A 19,405-nucleotide genomic window follows, 5' to 3' on the forward strand; every position below is an offset into this window, starting at 1 on the left:
AATTACAGGCTCCCCATTCCGCCGTCCACCAGCAGTTCCGTTCCCACCGTGTAGCTCGACTCGTCGGAGGCCAGATAAAGCGCGGCTTTTGCCAGCTCGGTCGTCGAGCCCATTCTGCCCAGCGGCACCAGCTTAATGACCTCTGCCATCATCGCGTTAAGCGCCTCGTCGCTTAAGCCCGTTTTCGTAAACGCCGGGGTTTCCACCGGACCGGGACTCAGACCGTTGACGCGGATCCCGCGCGGCAGCAGCTCCGCCGACAGTGTACGCGCCAGCGACAGCAGGGCGGCCTTGCTCGCGGCATACGCGCTGCTGGTGGGCAGGCCGATGCGCGCGCTCACGGAGCCGCAGAGGATCACCGAGGATGGGTTATTCAGCAGCGGCAGCAGCGCCTGAATTAAAAAGAACGGTCCCTTCAGGTTGATGTTCATCAGACGGTCCCAGGCCTCTTCCTGCCAGACTTGCAGCGGCGCGTGCGTTACGTCACCGGCGTTGAGAAAGACCGCATCCAGGCGTGGCCAGCGGGCGGCGAGGGTCTCCGCCAGCGCTTTTTGCGACGAAATATCGCCTGCGTCGGTTGGGATCACCCAGGCCTTATCGCCCAGAATGCGCTCTGCTTCGGCGAGGGTATCCGGGTTGCGTCCGGTCACGGCGACGCGCGCCCCTTCGGCGATAAACGCCTGCGCGGTGGCGAGACCGATACCGCTGGTGCCGCCGGTAATCAACGTATACTTATCGGTTAAACGACCCATGTTCTTCTCCTGAAATGTCTCTGGAGAAAGCACTATAGAAACGTTAGTATCGAAAGGAAACCAGGTACCAAATGGATACTAAAGAGGCAAGAGGTGTGAAATGGCAGAGCTGCTGGAAGCGTGCTGCGAAAAAAAATCTGAGGCGTATACCTGCCCGATGACGCAGTTTGTGAACCTGATTTCCGGTAAGTGGGCGATCCCCATTCTCTATCGCCTGATTGTGTTCAATACGCCCGTTCGCTTTGGCGATCTGCTGCGGGCGGCTGCCCCCATCACCCAGAAAGAGCTGACGAAGCAGCTGCGCCTGTTTGAGCAGCGCGGGCTGGTGACGCGAACGGTCTACCCGGAGATCCCGCCGCGCGTGGAGTATCAGATCACCGAGCTGGGGCTAACCCTTCAGGACGCACTCTCGCCGCTGGCCGCCTGGATGAGCGAATACGGCGACCAGCTTCAGCGTTAGGCTACTGTTTTACGTAGCGCGGATCCCCGCTTCATCGGTGAGATAGGCCACCAGAATATCGACTGCGACCCCGTAGCGCGCGTCGCGAACAATCAGCAGCGACCACCAGTCGCCGATAATATCCAGCGAACGGGCGACGGGGCAGGTGCTCTCTTCAAGGCGGGTACGTTTCACAGCGAATTCTCCGGTGGGGTATGGTTTTTTTATAAAACTCATCGGCACACGCCGTAAGCACGTTAATCATCAGTTTGAGAAATGCTTCCCGAAAAAACTGTCACGGATCTGTCACACTCAGGGCGACATTAAAAACGTGTGAGGAATTAGGGATGAGAAAAGCACTACTCGCAGTTGCCGTGGCAGGTACCCTTTCCGTGACCTTTGGCGCACAGGCGCAGGACACGCCGGACGGCTATCAGCTGGAACAGGTGCTCATCATGAGCCGCCACAACCTGCGCGCGCCGCTTGCCAATAACGGCAGCGTGCTGGAGCAGTCCACGCCGAAGCAGTGGCCGGAGTGGGACGTCCCGGGTGGACAGCTCACCACCAAAGGCGGCGTACTGGAAGTGTATATGGGTCACTATATGCGCGAGTGGCTGGCAGAGCAGGGGATGGTGAAGACGGGTGAATGCCCGCCAGCGGATACCGTCTATGCCTACGCCAACAGCCTCCAGCGCACCGTGGCGACCGCGCAGTTCTTTATCACCGGCGCGTTCCCGGGGTGCGATGTTCCTGTGCATCACCAGGAAAAAATGGGCACCATGGACCCCACCTTCAATCCGGTCATTACCGATAACTCCCCTGAGTTTCGCGAGAAAGCGTTGAAAGCGATGGAGACGGAACGGCAGAAAATGCAGCTGGATGAAAGCTACAAACTGCTGGAACAGCTGACAAACTACAGCGACTCGCCGTCCTGCAAGGAGAAAAAAGTCTGCTCCCTGACGGAGGCGAAAGATACGTTCAGCGCCGATTATGAAAAAGAGCCGGGCGTCTCCGGGCCGCTGAAGGTGGGTAACTCGCTGGTGGATGCGTTCACGCTTCAGTATTACGAAGGCTTCCCGACAGACCAGGTGGCCTGGGGGGAAATCAAAACCGATCAGCAGTGGCGCGTGCTGTCGAAGCTGAAAAACGGCTATCAGGACTCGCTGTTTACGTCGACGGAGGTGGCGCAGAACGTGGCTAAACCGCTGGTGAAGTACATTGATAAAGCGCTGGTGACCGACCAGGCAAAAGCGCCAAAAATCACCCTGCTGGTGGGGCACGACTCAAACATCGCCTCGCTGCTGACCGCGCTGGACTTCAGGCCTTATCAACTGCACGACCAGCAGGAAAGAACCCCGATTGGCGGTAAAATTGTCTTCCAGCGCTGGCATGACAAAAACACTAATCAGGAGCTGATGAAAATTGAGTATGTCTACCAGAGTTCAGAGCAACTGCGTAACGCCAGCGTACTGTCGCTGCAATCCCCTGCGCAGCGCGTGACGCTGGAGCTGAAGGGCTGTCCGGTGGATGGCAACGGCTTCTGTCCTGTCGATAAATTCAATGCGGTGATGAACAACGCGGCGAAATAGAAGATAACCCCCCGCGTGGGCGGGGGGAACGTTCAGACGTTTTTACGTTCGATGGTTTGCTCGCCCCAGAACAGCGAGTCTTTGTCGGTTTTTTCGAAGGCGCGAACCAGCACTTCATCGTTGCCTTCTTCCCAAATCTGCTCAGCCAGCTTTTCGTCATAATTGGCGACTTCAAAGATGGCTTCGGCAATCTCCGGAGAGGTATTGCGTAAACTTGCCCATTCGCCCACGTGGTGAGCTTTGGATTCTTGAGTTGGCATACTTGTCCTCCTGTTGGGTTAGCCGTTCAGTTTTTTGGCAAGACCCGCGACGTATTCACCCTGATAGCGGGCGATTGAAAGTTCTTCATTGCTTGGCTGACGTGAACCATCGCCACCGGCAATGGTGGTCGCACCATACGGTGTCCCGCCACGAACCTGGGAAACATCGAACAGTTCCTGTGCGCCGTAGCCAATCGGCACAATCACCATCCCATGATGGGCAAGAGTAGTCCAGGTGGAGGTGATCGTCTGCTCCTGGCCGCCGCCCGTGCCGGTAGAGCTGAACACGCTGGCCAGCTTGCCGTATAACGCGCCGGAGGCCCAGAGCCCGCCCGTCTGGTCGAGGAAGGTGCGCATCTGGCCGGACATATTGCCGAAGCGGGTCGGGGTGCCGAAGATAATGGCATCATAGTCCGCGAGCTCCTGCGGGGTGGCGACCGGGGCGTTTTGTGTTTTCCCCCCGGCTTTGGCGAAGGCTTCCGCCTGCATGGTTTCCGGTACGCGTTTAACCACGACCTCAACGCCGTCTACTCTGTTTGCGCCTTCTGCTACTGCGTGAGCCATGGTTTCAATGTGTCCATACATGGAATAATAGAGCACCAGAACTTTTGCCATTTTGCATCACTCCTCGTTGGTTTTTCTTACAGCCGATCGCTGCGTTCCTTTAAAGATATGACATCACAGCCAGACTGCAAAAATGAACGGCATTTCTTTGATATATAACAATATCTTTTGGTTACGCGCCTTGTAGCAAAATGAAACAACTTTCGCGGCGCGGATTTTTCAAAATATAAGAATGGCTTATGAATAACTTCCCCGATATTTCATACGAAAGGCTGAGATCATGTTGCAGAATATTACCTCTCGCTTGCCGGATAGCCGCATTACACTAAGCTTAGTTTCACGCGGCACAGATAAAGGCACTGTCCTTGAGCCGCGAGGTGAAAGAATCCTCTTTTACTGAATGCAATATGATGTCTAATGTTTCACACTCTGGAGGTTAGAGATGGCAAACCATCGTGGTGGTTCAGGTAATTTCGCTGAAGACCGTGAAAGAGCATCAGAAGCAGGTCGTAAAGGTGGCCAGTCTAGCGGGGGCAACTTCAAAAACGACCCTCAGCGCGCATCAGAGGCTGGTAAAAAAGGGGGTAAAAATAGCCACGGCAGCAATAAGTAGTACGCCGGGTTAACGCCCTGCCGCCGGGTTTCCCGGCGGTTTTTTTATGTCAGCTACATTGAACTGTCATCAAAGGCATCGCACACTACAGGATTAATTCTTCGTGCTGGTGTCCCATGTCCGTTTCCCGTTTTACCTTCTCCATTAAGCCTCAGGAAGCGATCCTGATTTTGATCACCATGTTCTGGGGCGGAACCTTTCTTGCCGTTCAGTACGCGGTCACGATGAGCGATCCGTTTTTCTTTGTAGGGCTGCGCTTTGCAACCGCGGCGATTGCCGTGGCGCTTATTTCGCTGAAAACCCTGCGCGGATTGACCCTGAGAGAGCTTAAGGCGGGTGTCGCCATTGGTGTGGCGATTGCCATGGGCTACAGCCTGCAAACGTGGGGGCTCCAGTCTATCTCCAGCAGTAAATCCGCCTTCATCACCGCCATGTACGTACCGCTGGTGCCGCTGTTGCAGTGGCTGTGCCTCGGCAGAATGCCGGGCCTGATGTCGTGCATTGGCATCGTGCTGGCGTTCATCGGCCTTATTTTATTAGCCGGGCCGGAAAATAATCTGCTGGCGCTGGGGCCGGGGGAGATCATCACTCTGGTGGGGGCCGTCGCCATTGCGGCAGAAATTATCCTGATTAGCGCCTGGGCAGGAAAAGTGGACGTCAAGCGGGTGACGGTGGTGCAGTTTACCACCGCGTCGCTGGTGGCGTTCGCGACGATGGTGCCGGCAGGGGAGTCCGTCCCGCCGATGTCTACCGGGCTTATCGTCGTGGCGCTGGGGCTGGGCATTTTCAGCGCCATTATCCAGGTCACCATGAACTGGGCGCAGCGCAGCGTATCCCCAACTCGGGCGACGGTCATTTATACCGGTGAACCGGTATGGGCGGGTATTTTCGGGCGACTCGCCGGGGAGCGTCTGCCCCTGCTGGCGCTGGTGGGCGCGGCGTTTATTGTTCTCGGCGTGCTGGTGAGTGAGTTAAAGCTCAGGAAGCGTCGGAATGCGGTGAACGATTTAACGGCCGAATAAGCTTTTGATTGAAATAAAGGGCAGGTTTAACTACGATGTGTACGGATGAAAACCGTACACGATAAATGAAACCATGCCAGCACTCAAAAAACAGCGTATCGATCTTCGCCTGTCGGACGAAGACAAAACAATGATTGAAGAAGCGGCAGCGATGACCAACCAAACGATCACCCAGTTTATGGTGAACAGTGCGTCAGAGCGTGCTGCCGAAGTCATCGAACAGCATCGGCGTCTCGTATTAAACGAAGCCTCATGGATTGCCGTTATGGATGCCATCGACAATCCGCCAGAGCCAAATGAACGCCTGAAGCGAGCGGCGAAACGTCTTCGAAACATGGAGTGAAGCGTCGTGGCAAATCTCACGATCGAAATGTTATCAGAGGGAACCGATTACGATTTCGGCGATTTCGATTGTGGTGAACCCTCGCTAAATGCCTTCCTTACCGAGCACCTGATACGTCAGCACGGCGGGCGTATTTTACGCGGCTACCTGCTTAAAGAACGCGACCATCCGCGTGTCCTGGGCTATTACACACTCTCGGGAAGTTGCTTTGAAAAAGCGATGCTTCCTTCAAAGACTCAGCAGCGCCGCATCCCATACAGCAACGTCCCCAGCGTGACGCTGGGGCGTCTGGCTGTCCATAAAGAACTCCAGGGAAACGAGTGGGGAACAACGCTTGTCACACACGCTATGCGCGTTGTTTATCTGGCCTCGCAGGCTGTTGGCGTCCACGGAATTTTTGTGGATGCGCTTAACGAACGGGCCAAACGATTTTATCTGAAGCTGGGGTTTATCCCGCTGGCAGGTGAAAACAGCAGTTCGCTGTTCTTCCCCACGCAATCTATAGAACGACTGTTTGAGCAGGCGTGATCGCTCTTAAGGAACATGCAGGTCGGGTAAGGCGTCGCCGTTACCCGACGTGTTGATTTCACGGATCCTGAGTCACCACGGCGCCCTGCGGCGCGGCAGCCATCCGGCGGCTCAGCAGGGCGTTGAGCAGGATCGCGCCGAAGGTCGCCGTGCCAATCCCGCCCACCGTAAACCCGCCCAGCGTCAGGGCGAAATCACCCGCCCCCAGCACCAGCGTTACCGCCACCATGATCAGGTTACCGTTCTGGCTCAGATCAACATGGTTCTGCACCCAGATGCGTGCCCCCGCGACGGCAATCAGACCAAATACCACAATCGAGGCGCCGCCAATCACGGGGGCCGGGATGGTGTGGATCAATGCGCCGAATTTTGGGGAAAAGCCGAGCAGCATCGCCATCACCGCCGCCGCCACGAAGACCAGCGTCGAATAGACTTTGGTCACTGCCATCACGCCGATGTTTTCCGCGTAGGTGGTCACGCCGCTGCCGCCGACCGAGCCGGAGAGCATGGTCGCCAGACCGTCTCCCACAAACGCCCGCCCCATATACGGATCCATATTGCGCCCGGTCATTCCCGCTACGGCTTTCAGGTGGCCCAGGTTTTCAGCCACCAGAATCACCGCGACAGGCGCGATGAGCATCATCGCCTGAGCGTTAAAGGTGGGTGAGGTCATCTGCGGCAGGCCGAACCAGGCGGCCTGGTGAATCAGTGTGAAATCAACCGGTTTGCCGAGGCCGAACACGTTCGCCAGCAGCGCGTAGACCAGACAGGCCGCAATCAGCCCGACCAGGATCAGCAGACGCTGGATCATGCCGCGCGTAAAGACCGCCACCACGCCGATGCACAGCACCGTTATCACCGCCATCCAGCTTTCAAACGGCGAGCCGGATACGCTCTTCACCGCAATCGGCGCGAGGTTCAGGCCTATCGCCATCACCACCGCCCCGGTGACGACGGGGGGCATCATCCGCTCGATCCAGCGCGTGCCGACTTTCATCACCACCAGACCGGTCAGGGTGTAGACCAGCCCACAGGCGATAATGCCGCCGAGGGCCACGCTCAGGTTGGGGTTAATACCCTGACCGTTAAACCCGGTCGCTGCAATAACCACCCCAACGAAGGCGGCGCTGGAGCCCAGATAGCTGGGCACACGCCCGCCGGTGACAAAAAAGAACAGCAGGGTACCCATACCCGACATCAAAATGGCGAGGTTAGGATCCAGCCCCATCAGCATGGGCATCAGCACCGTCGCACCAAACATCGCGACCGCATGCTGCACGCCCATCACCATTGTCTGCCCGAGCGGGAGCCTTTCATCCGGCGCGACCACGCCTTCTTCTGTGGAGGTCGATTTCAACTGCCAGTGGGGAAGTCCGAACATGATCTGTCTCCTGAATGCGGATTAACAGGCGGGTCGCATAAGCGCGTGATAGCCGCGGTCGAACCACACCAGCCCTTGCGGCGCCGGGTGGCGTACGATGGATACGATGTCGCAAAACAGAATGTCGTGAGTGCCAACGCTCACCACCTGGCTGATGCGGCAGTCGAACGAGGCCAGCGCATTTTCCAGACGCGGGCAGCCCGTGTCGCCTGTCTGCCAGCGGGCAGCGGCAAAGCGGTCCGCCATCGGCGTTTTCCCGCCAAACAGGTTGGATAAAGGCTCCTGTCCGGCACTCAGCGTGTTAACGCACAGGGTGCGGTTCTCGCTGAAAATCGGCCAGACCGACGCGCCGCGGTTCAGGCACACCAGCAGGGTAGGCGGGGAATCCGTGACGCTGCATACCGCGCTGGCGGTGAAGCCCGCCAGGCCTGCCGGGCCGTCGGTGGTAATGATATTGACCGCTGCGCCGACGCAGGCCATGGCGTCGCGAAAGGTTTGTTTATCCGGTGTCATCACGTTCGCTCCTTACGCCAGCCCGCAGGCATCGTCAAAGGCCAGACGCGGCAGGCGTCCGTACAGTTTGGTCGTATCGCCATAGCCGATGTTAATCAGCAGATTGCTTTTGAGCAGCGTGCCCGTGAAAAAGGCCGCGTCCACTTTTTCCCGGTCAAAACCCGACATCGGCCCGGTGTCCAGCCCGAGCGCGCGGCAGGCGAAAATCAGGTACGCGGCCTGCATTGAGCTGTTGCGAAAGGCGGTCTCTTCCGCCAGCGCGGGGCTTGCGGTAAACCAGCTTCTGGCATCGCCGTGTGGGAACAGTTCAGGCAGGCGCTCATAAAACTCGCTGTCCCAGGCGACAATCGCCGTGACCGGGGCAGTGAGCGTTTTCTCAAGGTTGCCGCTGGAGAGCGCCGGGCGCAGCTTCTCTTTTCCTTCCGGGCTTCGCACAAACACAATGCGCGCCGGGGAGCAGTTGGCGGACGTCGGCCCCCATTTCATCAGGTCATAAATCTCGCGCAGCGTCTCGTCACTGACCGGTATATCCAGCCAGCCGTTATGGGTACGTGCGCCGGTAAACAGCGTTTCCAGCGCGGCGGGCGTGATGGCTTCGCTCATTCAAGCTCCTTACAAAGCGGGTTCTGGGCTGTGCAGCAGGCTGGCAAGCCCGTTCAGCAGCAGAGTGTTAAAGATGTCCGGCACGGTCACATTGCAGGCATGCCCGCCCTGGCGCATGACCGTTTTGCGGGCGTGCGGGAGGGCGGCGTGCAGTTCAGCGGAGCAGACGGACGGCACCAGCAGATCGTCGGTGGAACAGATAATCTGTACGGGGCAGCGAACGCGTGCAGCGTGGCGGCTGAAATCGGCCTGCTTCAGCGCATCCAGCCTGCGCAGCAGATTGGCTTTGCCCTGAAAATGGGCCAGCGCCAGCGCGTCCTCGGCCTCCAGCCGCGGGGCGCGGGCGGCCATCCAGTCTGCCGGGTAGAGGAACAACGGCTGTGCCTCTACCCACGCCTGCGCGCCGCCCGCATGCAGCAGACGTTCGCGAACGTCAAAACAGCGGCGGGTATGGGCATTGAGGGTCAGCCAGCCGTTGACGCAGACCAGCGCGGTGATGGCGTCGGGCTTATCGATGGCCAGCCGCAGGCCGACCAGCGCCCCCAGCGCGTGGCCGACCACGCAGTAACGGGCGATCCCGGCCTCGGCTAACGCCAGCGCAAGCTCGTCGGCCATGTGTGCGAGGGTGTAGTCTTCCGGCAGGGTATCCGGGTTATTCCCCGTGCCCCGCTGGTCGTAGCACACCACCTGATACTCCTGCCCCAGCACGGCGAGCTGGGGCAGCCAGTAGCTGCCGCTGCCGCCGAGCCCGGCAATCAGTACCACCACGGGCGCGCCCGCAAAGGGGGGCGGTGAAATGGACAGTTTCATGGCCGCCTCACTTCGCGATGTGCGCAACGGTGGCAATTTCAACCAGCGCTTCGGGCTTTACCAGCCCGCACTGGATGCAAAACCGCGCCGGTTTATCGCCGGGGAAAAACTCCGCGTAGATTTCGTTAATCGCGGCGTAGTTTTTCCAGTCGGTGATAAAGATGCTGTTGAAGGTCACGTCCTCCATCGTCCCACCCGCCGTTTCGATCACGGTTTTGATCGTCTCCAGCACGTGGCGGGTTTGCGCCTTTGGGTCATCGATAAATACCACGTTGTTGTCTTTATCAAACGGCAGCGTGCCCGAGACATACACCACGCCGTCGGCGAGGGTGCCGGGGACAAACGGGGCAATCGGGGTGCTGGTGCCCGGCGGAATAATCACGGATTTCGGCATAGCGGTTCTCCTCAGGCGATGCGGGCGAGCGGGGGATCCAGCGCGTCGCAGAAATCATTGACGTTACTGACCCAGCCAAAAAAGGTTTCGATATTGAACAGGGCGGCTTTCTGGGCAAAATCCGGCCCGGCCTGATGGGTGGCATCCTCCAGTACCACCCCAAAATACTCGAGGAAAAAGCCGTCGCGCAGGGTCGACTCCACGCACACGTTGGTGGCGATGCCGGTGAACACCAGATGACGAATGCCCCGGCTGCGCAGCAGGCTGTCGAGCGGGGTATTGAAAAAGCCGCTGTAGCGCGGTTTCGGCAGCACGATATCGCCGGCCTCCGGTACCAGCTCATCCACCAGCTGATAATCCCAGCCGCCTTTCGCCAGCAGCGTGCCCTGGAGTTCGGGCCGTTGGCGCATGGTTTTCAGGGCGTTGGATTTGTGAAAGTTGGGTGAGCCGGGACCGCCAGCCTCGACGTACTGGTCGTCCCAGCCGTTCTGGAACCAGACGATCAGCATGCCCGCAGCACGCGCGGCGCTCACGGCGGTTTTGATGTTCTCAATCACCGGCTGCGTGGTGGAGACGTCAAACCCGGCCAGATCCAGATACCCGCCTTTACTGGCATAGGCGTTTTGCATATCCACCACGATCAGCGCGCTGCGCTGCGCGTCAAAGGTAATGGTTTCCGGGCGAGCGTTGAGGGTCGTCATTACGCCACCTCCTTCGTCACGGCAGGGATGTGGGCGCGGCACTGCATCAGCGGCTGAATGCGCTCGCCGAAAGTTTCCACGCCGGTGAGAAAATCATCGAAGGTCAGCAGCACGCCTTCGGCGCCGGGCACGGCAGCCACTTCGTCGAGCATTCTGGCGACGCTGGCATACGAGCCAACCAGGGTGCCCATGTTGATATTGACGGCAGACGTCGGGTCGGCCATCTGGCGAACGTTGGTGTCCGCGCCGGAGCGGGTATCCTTCTGGCTCTGCTCGGTAAGCCAGCTCAGCGCTTCGTCATCCGCGCCGTCCTTGTATCGTTCCCATTTGGCGCGCGCGGCGTCATCGGTTTCGTCGGCAATCACCATAAACAGCACGTAGGAACCCACGTCGCGCCCGGTTTTGTCGGCCGCCGCTTTCATGCGTGCCGCGGTGGGCGCGAAGGCGGCAGGGGTGTTAACGCCTTTGCCGAAGCAGAAGTTAAAGTCGGCGTATTTCGCCGAGAATTCCATTCCCGCGTCGCTCTGCCCGGCGCAGATAACCTTCATCGGCACCGACGGCTGTGGGCTGACGCGGCAGTCGTTCATGGTGAAGAAGTCGCCTTTGAAATCGCTTTTGCCGGTGCCCCACAGATCGCGCAGCACCTGCACATATTCGGTCAGGTAGTCGTAGCGACGGGAGAAGTAATCGTCCCCCGGCCAGATCCCCATCTGCTCGTACTCCGGCTTTTGCCAACCGGTGACCAGGTTAACGCCAAAGCGCCCCCCGGAGATGGAGTCGATGGTGGAGGCCATCCGCGCCACGATTGCCGGGGGAAGGGTAAGGGTGGCGGCGGTGGCGTAAATCTGGATGCGCGAGGTTACCGCCGCCAGGCCCGCCATCAGGGTGAAGGACTCCAGGTTGTGGTCCCAGAATTCGGTCTTACCGCCGAAACCGCGCAGCTTGATCATCGAGAGCGCAAAGTCGAAGTGGTAGTGCTCCGCTTTCTGCACGATGGCTTTATTCAGCTCAAAGGTCGGCATGTATTGCGGGGCAGTGGTTGAGATAAGCCAGCCGTTGTTGCCGATCGGTACAAATACGCCAATTTTCATCACGAACCTCTCTTCACTACATTGCAGGTGAATACGATTTTGCAAAGGCAGTGCCACTTTTGAAAATGGCAGTGTTATTAATGTGTTAATCAGAGGTTGGTGAGATGATGCGTGTGAAAGTGGACTAAATGGTCAAAAACATTGCACAGAAAACAGGCACTCATGCGCGATGGGAGTGCAGAAGGTCGTGGCGAGACGGGGGTTTTGCTATGCTGTTGGCTACGCAGAATAAGGAGAGCGAAAATGACACAAGGCGCAGTGAAAACACCCGGTAAACGTTCGCAGGCGGTGAGCGCCAAGAAACAGGCGATCCTCAGCGCCGCGCTGGAGACATTTTCGCAGTTTGGTATTCACGGCACGCGCCTTGAGCAGGTGGCCGAGCAGGCCGGGGTGTCCAAAACCAATCTGCTCTACTACTACCCGTCAAAAGAGGCGCTCTATATCGCGGTGATGCAGCAGATCCTCGATATCTGGCTGGCACCTCTCAAGGCGTTTCGCGAAGAGCTGGCCCCGCTGGTGGCGATAGAGGAGTACATACGCCTGAAGCTGGAGGTATCGCGTGATTACCCGCAGGCATCAAGGCTGTTCTGCCTGGAGATGTTGCAGGGCGCGCCGCTGTTGCAGGCGGAGCTGACCGGCGATTTAAAGCAGCTGGTGGACGATAAATCAGCCATTATTGCCGGATGGGTCGCCAGCGGAAAACTGGCGCCCGTCGATCCGCATCATCTGATCTTCATGATTTGGGCCTCAACCCAGCACTACGCTGACTTCGCGGCCCAGGTCGAGGCGGTGACCGGTAAAACGCTCCAGGACGAGGCGTTTTTCCAGAGCACCCTGGAAAACGTACAGCGGATGATTATCGAAGGGATCCGCGTGCGCTAGTTTCCCGGCGGAAGAGGACAGCTTAAGTCGCCCTCTTCACACTGCATCAGCGTGGCCAGAAACGCTTCGCGCTCCGCGGTTTTCTCCGCCAGACACTGGTTCACAATCATTGGCTGAACGCTCCCGCCTTCCGTACCCGAACCGATAAACGCACAGTCCGCGTCGCGCAGGCTAATCCACGCCTGCTGCGCCTTTTTCAGGAGATCGCGCTGAGGCGCTGCCGCACGTTTGATGGCGGCCTGATACGTCTCGTTGAGCTTTTTATCGGCGGCCTGGTACTGCTGCGCGCTACAGGTGTTCAGTTCAAGCTGGGTGGTCGCGTTATCGCACTCGTCGGCCAGCGCGCTGGCGCTCATGAGCAGGGCTGCACCTGCGAGAAATACTCTTTTCATCATCCCCTCCATGTAAAAAAGCCGGATACGCTGTGCTTATCCGGCCTGGGCTATTTTGTAGCCCCGGTAAGCGTAGCGTCACCGGGGAGAGTTTACACGATTAACCGATTGTCATCAGGCTGGCGTTACCGCCCGCCGCCGCGGTGTTAACGCTGAGCGAGCGCTCAACGTACAGGCGCTCCAGCAGCAGGTTGGTCTCCCCGCGGGCGAAGCCCTGCACCGAGACAATCGCGCCGCTGCGGGCCGCCACCTGCTCGCACAGTTCGCGTAGCTGGTCGGAATCACCGTGGTAGATCACCGCGTCAAACGGCTGGGTCAGCAGGGCATCGGCCTTCGCAAAGCGAATGCGGGCCGAGACCGCTTTTGGCAACTGTTTGGCGAGGTCGCGATGCAGGGCATCTTCCGGCCACAGCACCTCACAGCCCGTTGCCGTTGCGGCTGCCAGCTGCACCAGCGCATCCTCCTCGTTATCCGCCACGCACAGCACACGCTCGCGCGGCATCAGCGTCCAGGTGTTGCGCTCACCGGTTGGACCCGGCAGCAGACGCTGTGTTCCCGCCTGCGCCAGCTCGCCGTACTGCTGTGCAATCGCATGCAGCTCGGGACGATTTTCAGCCCACTTAATCAGCGCGTCCAGCGGCTGGGTCAGCACGGCTTTCACCTGCGCATCCACCGGATATTCCGCGTCCTGACGCGCCAGCGTTACGCCCAGCGCATTTTCCGGACGGTTCGCCAGCAGGCGGTACAGATAGAGCGGACCGCCCGCTTTCGGGCCGGTGCCGGAGAGACCTTCACCGCCGAACGGCTGCACGCCCACGACCGCGCCAACCATGTTGCGGTTGACGTACAGGTTGCCGACTTTAGCATTGCCGGTCACCTGGGCAATGGTTTCGTCGATACGGGTATGCACGCCAAGCGTCAGGCCGTAACCCGAGGCGTTGATCTGATCGATCAGCTCGTTGAGGTTGTTACGGTTGTAGCGCACCACGTGCAGTACCGGACCGAAGACCTCTTTTTTCAGCTCGTCGAAGCTTGCCAGCTCAATCAGCGTTGGCGGCACGAAGGTGCCGGTCTGCCACTCGCGGGCATCTTCGCTGTTCTCGCGCACCGCCTGGAACACCGGACGGCCTTTGGCACGCATGGTCTGAATGTGGTTTTCAATGTTGGCTTTGGCTTCCGCGTCGATGACCGGCCCGATGTCGGTGGTGAGACGGCCCGGGTTGCCCATGCGGCATTCCGCCATCGCACCGCGCAGCATCTTCAGCGTGTGGTCAGCCACGTCATCCTGTAAGCACAGTACGCGCAGGGCGGAACAGCGTTGGCCCGCGCTGTCGAAGGCAGAGGCCAGCACGTCAACGACGACCTGCTCGGTGAGCGCGGAGGAGTCCACGATCATGGCGTTCATGCCGCCGGTTTCAGCGATCAGCGGGGTAGGACGGCCCTGCGCATCCAGACGGGTGGCGATGTTGCGTTGTAGCAGGGAGGCCACTTCGGTCGAACCGGTAAACATCACGCCGCGTACGCGGTTATCGGAGGTCAGTTTGGCCCCGACCGTTTCACCGCGCCCTGGCAGCAGCTGCACCACGCCCGCCGGTACGCCCGCTTCCAGCAGAATGTTAATGCCCTGGGCGGCGATCAGCGGGGTCTGCTCTGCCGGTTTCGCCAGCACGCTGTTGCCTGCGGCCAGCGCCGCGGCAATCTGGCCGGTGAAGATCGCCAGCGGGAAGTTCCACGGGCTGATACACACCACCGGGCCGAGCGGACGGTGGGTTTCGTTGTCGAAATCATCGCGCACCTGACCGGCGTAGTAGTGCAGGAAGTCGACCGCCTCGCGCACTTCGGCGATGGCGTTGCTGAAGGTTTTACCCGCTTCACGCACCAGAATGCCGATAAGCTGCTGCATCTGATCTTCCATCAGCACCGCCGCGCGTTCCAGAATGGCGGCACGCTCCTGCGGCGGGGTGGCAAACCAGATTGGCGCGTTGTTCACCGCGCTCTCCAGGGCCTGCTCCACTTCCGCTTCCGTGGCTTCGCGCACGTAGCCGACGATATCCTTCGGCTCTGCCGGGTTGATCACCGGCTGCATTTCACCGTCCTCAACGGACTGCTCAAGGATCGGCCTGGCCTGCCACTTCTGCAATGCGCTGTTTAGCAGGGCAGAAGAGAGCGACGCCAGACGGTGTTCGTTGGCGAGATCCAGACCCGCCGAGTTGACGCGACCTGCACCATACAGCTCGCGCGGCAGGGCAATCTTCGGATGCGGCAGACCAATCTGGCCTTCCTGCGCCGCCATCTTCTCAACGGCCTGTACCGGATCGGCCACCAGTTCGTCCAGCGGCAGGGTGGTATCGGCGATGCGGTTAACGAAGGAGGTGTTCGCCCCGTTCTCCAGCAGACGACGCACCAGGTAGGCCAGCAGAGTTTCGTGGGTACCTACCGGGGCATAGATTCGGCACGGACGGTTTAGCTTGCCGTCGGCCACTTTACCGGTCACTTGCTCGTACAGCGGTTCACCCATGCCGTGCAGGCACTGGAACTCGTACTGGCCCGGATAGTAGTTCTGACCCGCGAGGCTGTAGATCGCCGCCAGGGTGTGGGCGTTGTGGGTGGCGAACTGAGGATAAATCAGGTTCGGCACGCCGAGCAGTTTTTTCGCGCAGGCGAGGTAAGAGACGTCGGTATAGACCTTGCGGGTATAGACCGGATAACCTTCCAGACCTTCCATCTGGGCGCGTTTGATTTCGCTGTCCCAGTAGGCGCCCTTCACCAGACGGATCATCAGGCGGCGACGGCTGCGGCTGGCCAGGTCAATCAGGTAGTCAATGACGAACGGACAGCGTTTCTGGTAAGCCTGGATAACGAAACCAATCCCGTTCCAGCCCGCCAGCTCCGGCTCGAAGCACAGTTTTTCCAGCAGGTCGAGGGAGATCTCCAGACGGTCCGCCTCTTCGGCGTCGATGTTGATGCCGATGTCATACTGGCGCGCCAGCAGGGTCAGGGACTTCAGGCGCGGGTAGAGTTCTTCCATCACCCGGTCGTACTGCGCACGGCTGTAGCGCGGGTGCAGGGCGGAAAGCTTGATAGAGATGCCCGGACCTTCATAAATACCGCGACCGTTGGACGCTTTACCGATGGCGTGGATCGCCTGCTGGTAAGAGACCATGTAGGCCTGCGCGTCGGCGGCGGTCAGCGCCGCTTCACCCAGCATGTCGTAGGAGTAGCGGAAGCCTTTGTCTTCCAGCTTGCGGGCGTTCGCCAGCGCTTCGGCAATGGTTTCCCCGGTGACGAACTGCTCGCCCATCAGGCGCATCGCCATGTCCACGCCCTTGCGGATCAGCGGCTCGCCGCTCTTGCCGATGATGCGGTTCAGAGAGCGCGACAGGTTGGCTTCGTTATGGGTGGAGACCAGCTTGCCGGTAAACAGCAGGCCCCAGGTGGCGGCGTTAACGAACAGGGACGGACTGCGGCCAATGTGGGAGTGCCAGTTGCCGTTACTGATTTTGTCGCGGATCAGGGCATCGCGGGTGGCTTTATCCGGAATACGCAGCAGCGCTTCCGCCAGACACATCAGCGCCACGCCTTCCTGCGAGGAGAGGGAGAACTCCTGCAACAGACCCTGCACCATACCGGCGCGTCCGCTGGCGGTTTTCTGGTTACGCAGCTTGTCGGCGAGCTGATACGCGAGGCTGTGCGCCTGAGCGGCAACGGCTTCCGGCAGGCGCGCCTGCTCCAGGAGCATCGGCACGGCGTCGGTTTCGGCACGGCGGTAGGCGCCGGTAATGGCGGCGCGGCTGACGGACTGCGGCAGGATCTGCTCGGCAAATTCCAGGAACGGCTGGTGGTTCTCTTCAACGGCCGTCGCGGCCTCTTCGCTTTCGTTCGCTGCACCCGCCAGCAGGGCAGGCAGCTCTGGCAGACCTTCTTCACTCTCCAGTCTTTCCAGATAGTTAAAAATCGCCTGCTTGATTAACCAGTGCGGTGTGCGGTCGATGCGGGTCGCAGCGGTTTTAATCCGTTCGCGGGTAGCGTCATCCAGCTTAACCCCCATGGTGGTCATCCCCATGCCAAAACTCCTGTTGTTCTGTAATAGCGTTCTGTTGATAGCGTGAAATATCCACCATGTTGCAACTTTGTGCAACCGTGTTAAATGTGACCTGGTCTGCAAGCTGGAAAATGAATGGATTGTTAACGATTAGTTAGCTGTGAAAAAGAACGTGCGGCGGTTTATGAGTCCAGTTTTTATGCGGTGCTTAACACTTTTTAAAGGTGCAACCCGTAAAAGCGTGAGCGAGTGCAACCTATAGGAAAGACGTATAAAACCAGGGATGAAATTCATGTAAATGCAGTGTTAAATCGTTTGTCAGTGGGATGCGTATACGGCAGGATAGCGCGCCCAACGGAAACACATACACACATCACTACGTTCCGGTGATGACATAACAAGGCAACCCGGACGGTTGTCGCTCGACATTTTGGAGAATTTGAATGGCTATTAGCACACCGATGCTGGTGACATTTCTCGTTTATATTTTTGGCATGATCCTGATAGGGTTTTTGGCATGGCGTTCCACTAAAAACTTTGACGACTACATCCTCGGCGGGCGCAGCTTAGGCCCGATGGTCACCGCACTCTCTGCGGGCGCTTCCGACATGAGCGGCTGGCTGCTGATGGGGCTGCCGGGCGCGATTTTCATCTCCGGTATCTCCGAAAGCTGGATCGCCATCGGTCTGACCGTCGGCGCGTGGATCAACTGGAAGCTGGTGGCAGGCCGTCTGCGCGTGCACACCGAAGCCAACAACAACGCCCTGACGCTGCCGGACTACTTCACCGGACGCTTTGAAGATAACAGCCGTATCCTGCGCATTATCTCCGCGGTGGTGATCCTGCTGTTCTTCACCATCTACTGTGCCTCCGGCATCGTGGCGGGCGCGCGCCTGTTCGAAAGCACCTTCGGCATGAGCTATGAAACCGCCCTGTGGGCCGGCGCCGCAGCAACCATCCTCTATACCTTCGTGGGCGGATTCCTGGCGGTAAGCTGGACCGATACCGTGCAGGCGAGCCTGATGATCTTCGCCCTGATCCTGACTCCGGTGATTGTCATTTTCACCGTCGGCGGCTTTGGCGAATCGCTGGAAGTGATCAAGCAGAAGAGCATCGAAAACGTCGATATGCTGAAAGGGCTGAACTTCGTCGCCATCGTCTCTCTGATGGGCTGGGGCCTGGGCTACTTCGGCCAGCCGCACATTCTGGCGCGCTTCATGGCGGCGGATTCTCACCACACCATCGTTCACGCGCGTCGCATCAGCATGACGTGGATGATCCTGTGTCTGGCGGGGGCGTGTGCGGTCGGCTTCTTCGGTATCGCGTACTTCAACAACAACCCGGCGCAGGCGGGCGCGGTGAACCAGAACGCCGAGCGCGTATTCATCGAGCTGGCGCAGATCCTGTTCAACCCGTGGATTGCCGGTATTCTGCTCTCCGCGATCCTCGCGGCGGTGATGTCCACCCTGAGCTGTCAGCTGCTGGTGTGCTCCAGCGCCATCACCGAAGACCTCTACAAAGCGTTCCTGCGTAAGGGCGCGAGCCAGAAAGAGCTGGTGTGGGTAGGGCGCTTTATGGTGCTGGTGGTTGCGCTGGTGGCGATTGCGCTGGCGGCAAACCCGGAAAACCGCGTCCTGGGGCTGGTGAGCTACGCCTGGGCGGGCTTCGGTGCGGCATTTGGTCCGGTGGTGCTGTTCTCTGTACTGTGGTCACGCATGACCCGCAACGGCGCGCTGGCGGGGATGATTATCGGTGCGGTAACCGTTATCGTCTGGAAACAGTTCGCGTGGCTGGGCCTGTACGAAATCATTCCGGGCTTCATCTTCGGCAGCCTCGGTATCGTGGTGTTTAGCCTGCTGGGTAAAGCGCCGTCTGCGTCTATGCAGAAACGCTTTGCGGAGGCGGACGCGCACTATCACTCAGCGCCGCCGTCTAAGCTCCAGGCTGAGTAATTTACCCCTCACCCTAACCCTCTCCCCGGTGGGGAGAGGGGATAGTCCTTTCACCTATGTGAGTCTTCATCAATGAGAATTAAAACAGGGTTAATGGTGGCAGCATTCGTGATGCTGGCGGGCTGTAGCGCACCCGCACAGCACGCGGCGGTGGAAACCTGCAAAGCAGAAAATCAGATGCAGCAGACCACGCTTTATTTCGGCTTAAACCGTCCTGCCGGGGCGCAAATCACAGGCAACGAATGGCAGCAGTTTGTCGACCAGGACGTGACGCCACGCTTTCGCGATGGTTTAACGGTATTTGATGCGCGCGGTCAGTGGCTGGGGAATGATGGAAAAGTGGCGCGCGAGCCGAGCAAGGCATTGATGCTGATCCACGGTAAAGATGCGCAGAGCGAGAAGAACATCGAAGCGTTGCGCGGAATTTATAAATCACGCTTCGCGCAGGAGTCGGTGATGCGGGTCGACCAGCCGGTGTGCGTGCAGTTTTAATGAAAACGGCGGGATAACCCGCCGTTGTTGTATCGTAGGCCC

General features: G+C 59.1%; 21 protein-coding genes and 1 pseudogene. 9 read left to right on the plus strand and 13 right to left on the minus strand.

Features of this window, described 5'->3' with window-relative positions:
* Positions 1–2 precede the first annotated feature (2 nt).
* A complete protein-coding gene (locus AC4OVU_RS08275; RefSeq protein WP_110293127.1) occupies positions 3–752 on the minus strand; it encodes an SDR family oxidoreductase in 750 nt (249 codons plus the stop codon).
* Between the two features lie 100 nt (positions 753–852).
* Here AC4OVU_RS08275 and AC4OVU_RS08280 point away from each other — a divergent pair, with 100 nt between their 5' ends.
* Positions 853–1,212, plus strand: a complete 360-nt coding sequence (locus tag AC4OVU_RS08280) for a winged helix-turn-helix transcriptional regulator (RefSeq protein WP_017384779.1) — start codon at positions 853–855, stop codon at positions 1,210–1,212.
* Between the two features lie 66 nt (positions 1,213–1,278).
* Here AC4OVU_RS08280 and AC4OVU_RS08285 read toward each other — a convergent pair.
* Positions 1,279–1,386: pseudogene (locus AC4OVU_RS08285) on the minus strand (winged helix-turn-helix transcriptional regulator); the annotation flags it as partial.
* A 152-nt stretch (positions 1,387–1,538) separates the two neighbouring features.
* On the opposite strand from AC4OVU_RS08285, the gene agp reads away from it, so the two are divergent.
* Positions 1,539–2,780: a bifunctional glucose-1-phosphatase/inositol phosphatase gene (agp, locus tag AC4OVU_RS08290; RefSeq protein WP_017693667.1), complete on the plus strand. Its 1,242-nt coding sequence runs from the start codon at positions 1,539–1,541 to the stop codon at positions 2,778–2,780.
* Between the two features lie 32 nt (positions 2,781–2,812).
* Here the strand turns inward: agp and AC4OVU_RS08295 are convergent, their stop codons facing one another.
* The gene (locus AC4OVU_RS08295) at positions 2,813–3,040 is read right to left on the minus strand and encodes a YccJ family protein (RefSeq protein ID WP_006809324.1); all 228 of its coding nucleotides are present in this window, start codon (positions 3,038–3,040) and stop codon (positions 2,813–2,815) included.
* 18 nt (positions 3,041–3,058) lie between these two features.
* Positions 3,059–3,655, minus strand: a complete 597-nt coding sequence (wrbA, locus tag AC4OVU_RS08300; RefSeq protein WP_006809323.1) for an NAD(P)H:quinone oxidoreductase — start codon at positions 3,653–3,655, stop codon at positions 3,059–3,061.
* Positions 3,656–4,046: 391 nt separating this feature from the next.
* Here wrbA and AC4OVU_RS08305 point away from each other — a divergent pair, with 391 nt between their 5' ends.
* From AC4OVU_RS08305 to AC4OVU_RS08320, 4 genes are all read left to right on the plus strand, one after another.
* Positions 4,047–4,217: a con-10 family general stress protein gene (locus tag AC4OVU_RS08305; RefSeq protein WP_001273664.1), complete on the plus strand. Its 171-nt coding sequence runs from the start codon at positions 4,047–4,049 to the stop codon at positions 4,215–4,217.
* A gap of 116 nt (positions 4,218–4,333) precedes the next feature.
* Complete coding sequence (locus tag AC4OVU_RS08310; protein WP_110293128.1) at positions 4,334–5,239, plus strand: DMT family transporter; 906 nt, start codon at positions 4,334–4,336, stop codon at positions 5,237–5,239.
* Positions 5,240–5,312: 73 nt separating this feature from the next.
* Positions 5,313–5,582: a type II toxin-antitoxin system TacA family antitoxin gene (locus tag AC4OVU_RS08315; RefSeq protein ID WP_015570876.1), complete on the plus strand. Its 270-nt coding sequence runs from the start codon at positions 5,313–5,315 to the stop codon at positions 5,580–5,582.
* A gap of 6 nt (positions 5,583–5,588) precedes the next feature.
* Entirely contained in the window at positions 5,589–6,110 is a 522-nt protein-coding gene (locus tag AC4OVU_RS08320; RefSeq protein WP_032647926.1) for a GNAT family N-acetyltransferase, read from the plus strand.
* A gap of 58 nt (positions 6,111–6,168) precedes the next feature.
* Here the strand turns inward: AC4OVU_RS08320 and rutG are convergent, their stop codons facing one another.
* The 7 genes from rutG to rutA are packed head-to-tail and all read right to left on the minus strand — an operon-like array spanning position 6,169 to position 11,603.
* On the minus strand, positions 6,169–7,491 hold the full coding sequence (rutG, locus tag AC4OVU_RS08325) for a pyrimidine utilization transport protein G (protein ID WP_133982581.1): 1,323 nt from the start codon (positions 7,489–7,491) through the stop codon (positions 6,169–6,171).
* Between the two features lie 21 nt (positions 7,492–7,512).
* Positions 7,513–8,004 (minus strand): NADH-dependent FMN reductase RutF, encoded by a 492-nt coding sequence (gene rutF / locus AC4OVU_RS08330; protein WP_015570873.1) that lies wholly within the window; start codon positions 8,002–8,004, stop codon positions 7,513–7,515.
* A 12-nt stretch (positions 8,005–8,016) separates the two neighbouring features.
* Positions 8,017–8,607, minus strand: a complete 591-nt coding sequence (locus AC4OVU_RS08335) for a malonic semialdehyde reductase (protein WP_032104810.1) — start codon at positions 8,605–8,607, stop codon at positions 8,017–8,019.
* A gap of 9 nt (positions 8,608–8,616) precedes the next feature.
* Entirely contained in the window at positions 8,617–9,417 is an 801-nt protein-coding gene (gene rutD / locus AC4OVU_RS08340) for a pyrimidine utilization protein D (RefSeq protein WP_110292991.1), read from the minus strand.
* Between the two features lie 7 nt (positions 9,418–9,424).
* Positions 9,425–9,811: a pyrimidine utilization protein C gene (gene rutC / locus AC4OVU_RS08345; RefSeq protein ID WP_015570870.1), complete on the minus strand. Its 387-nt coding sequence runs from the start codon at positions 9,809–9,811 to the stop codon at positions 9,425–9,427.
* An 11-nt stretch (positions 9,812–9,822) separates the two neighbouring features.
* Complete coding sequence (gene rutB, locus AC4OVU_RS08350; protein WP_032653188.1) at positions 9,823–10,512, minus strand: pyrimidine utilization protein B; 690 nt, start codon at positions 10,510–10,512, stop codon at positions 9,823–9,825.
* Entirely contained in the window at positions 10,512–11,603 is a 1,092-nt protein-coding gene (gene rutA, locus AC4OVU_RS08355; protein ID WP_003858092.1) for a pyrimidine utilization protein A, read from the minus strand. Before rutA ends, rutB begins: the two co-directional genes overlap by 1 nt.
* Before the next feature lie 243 nt (positions 11,604–11,846).
* On the opposite strand from rutA, the gene rutR reads away from it, so the two are divergent.
* Positions 11,847–12,485: an HTH-type transcriptional regulator RutR gene (rutR, locus tag AC4OVU_RS08360; protein WP_003858090.1), complete on the plus strand. Its 639-nt coding sequence runs from the start codon at positions 11,847–11,849 to the stop codon at positions 12,483–12,485.
* On the opposite strand, the gene AC4OVU_RS08365 is transcribed toward rutR, so the two are convergent.
* Positions 12,482–12,877, minus strand: coding sequence for a lysozyme inhibitor LprI family protein (locus AC4OVU_RS08365; protein ID WP_017384770.1), 396 nt, complete (start codon positions 12,875–12,877; stop codon positions 12,482–12,484). The two genes, rutR and AC4OVU_RS08365, sit on opposite strands and share 4 nt — an antisense overlap.
* A gap of 100 nt (positions 12,878–12,977) precedes the next feature.
* Positions 12,978–16,940 carry a trifunctional transcriptional regulator/proline dehydrogenase/L-glutamate gamma-semialdehyde dehydrogenase gene (gene putA / locus AC4OVU_RS08370; RefSeq protein ID WP_015570863.1) on the minus strand — a complete coding sequence of 1,321 codons (3,963 nt, stop codon included), beginning with the start codon at positions 16,938–16,940 and terminating at the stop codon, positions 12,978–12,980.
* 422 nt (positions 16,941–17,362) lie between these two features.
* Here putA and putP point away from each other — a divergent pair, with 422 nt between their 5' ends.
* Entirely contained in the window at positions 17,363–18,871 is a 1,509-nt protein-coding gene (putP, locus tag AC4OVU_RS08375; RefSeq protein WP_017384768.1) for a sodium/proline symporter PutP, read from the plus strand.
* A gap of 72 nt (positions 18,872–18,943) precedes the next feature.
* A complete protein-coding gene (locus AC4OVU_RS08380) occupies positions 18,944–19,363 on the plus strand; it encodes a DUF3574 domain-containing protein (RefSeq protein ID WP_023296292.1) in 420 nt (139 codons plus the stop codon).
* Positions 19,364–19,405 lie beyond the last annotated feature (42 nt).

Source organism: Enterobacter sp. 6722112 (assembly GCF_058661685.1).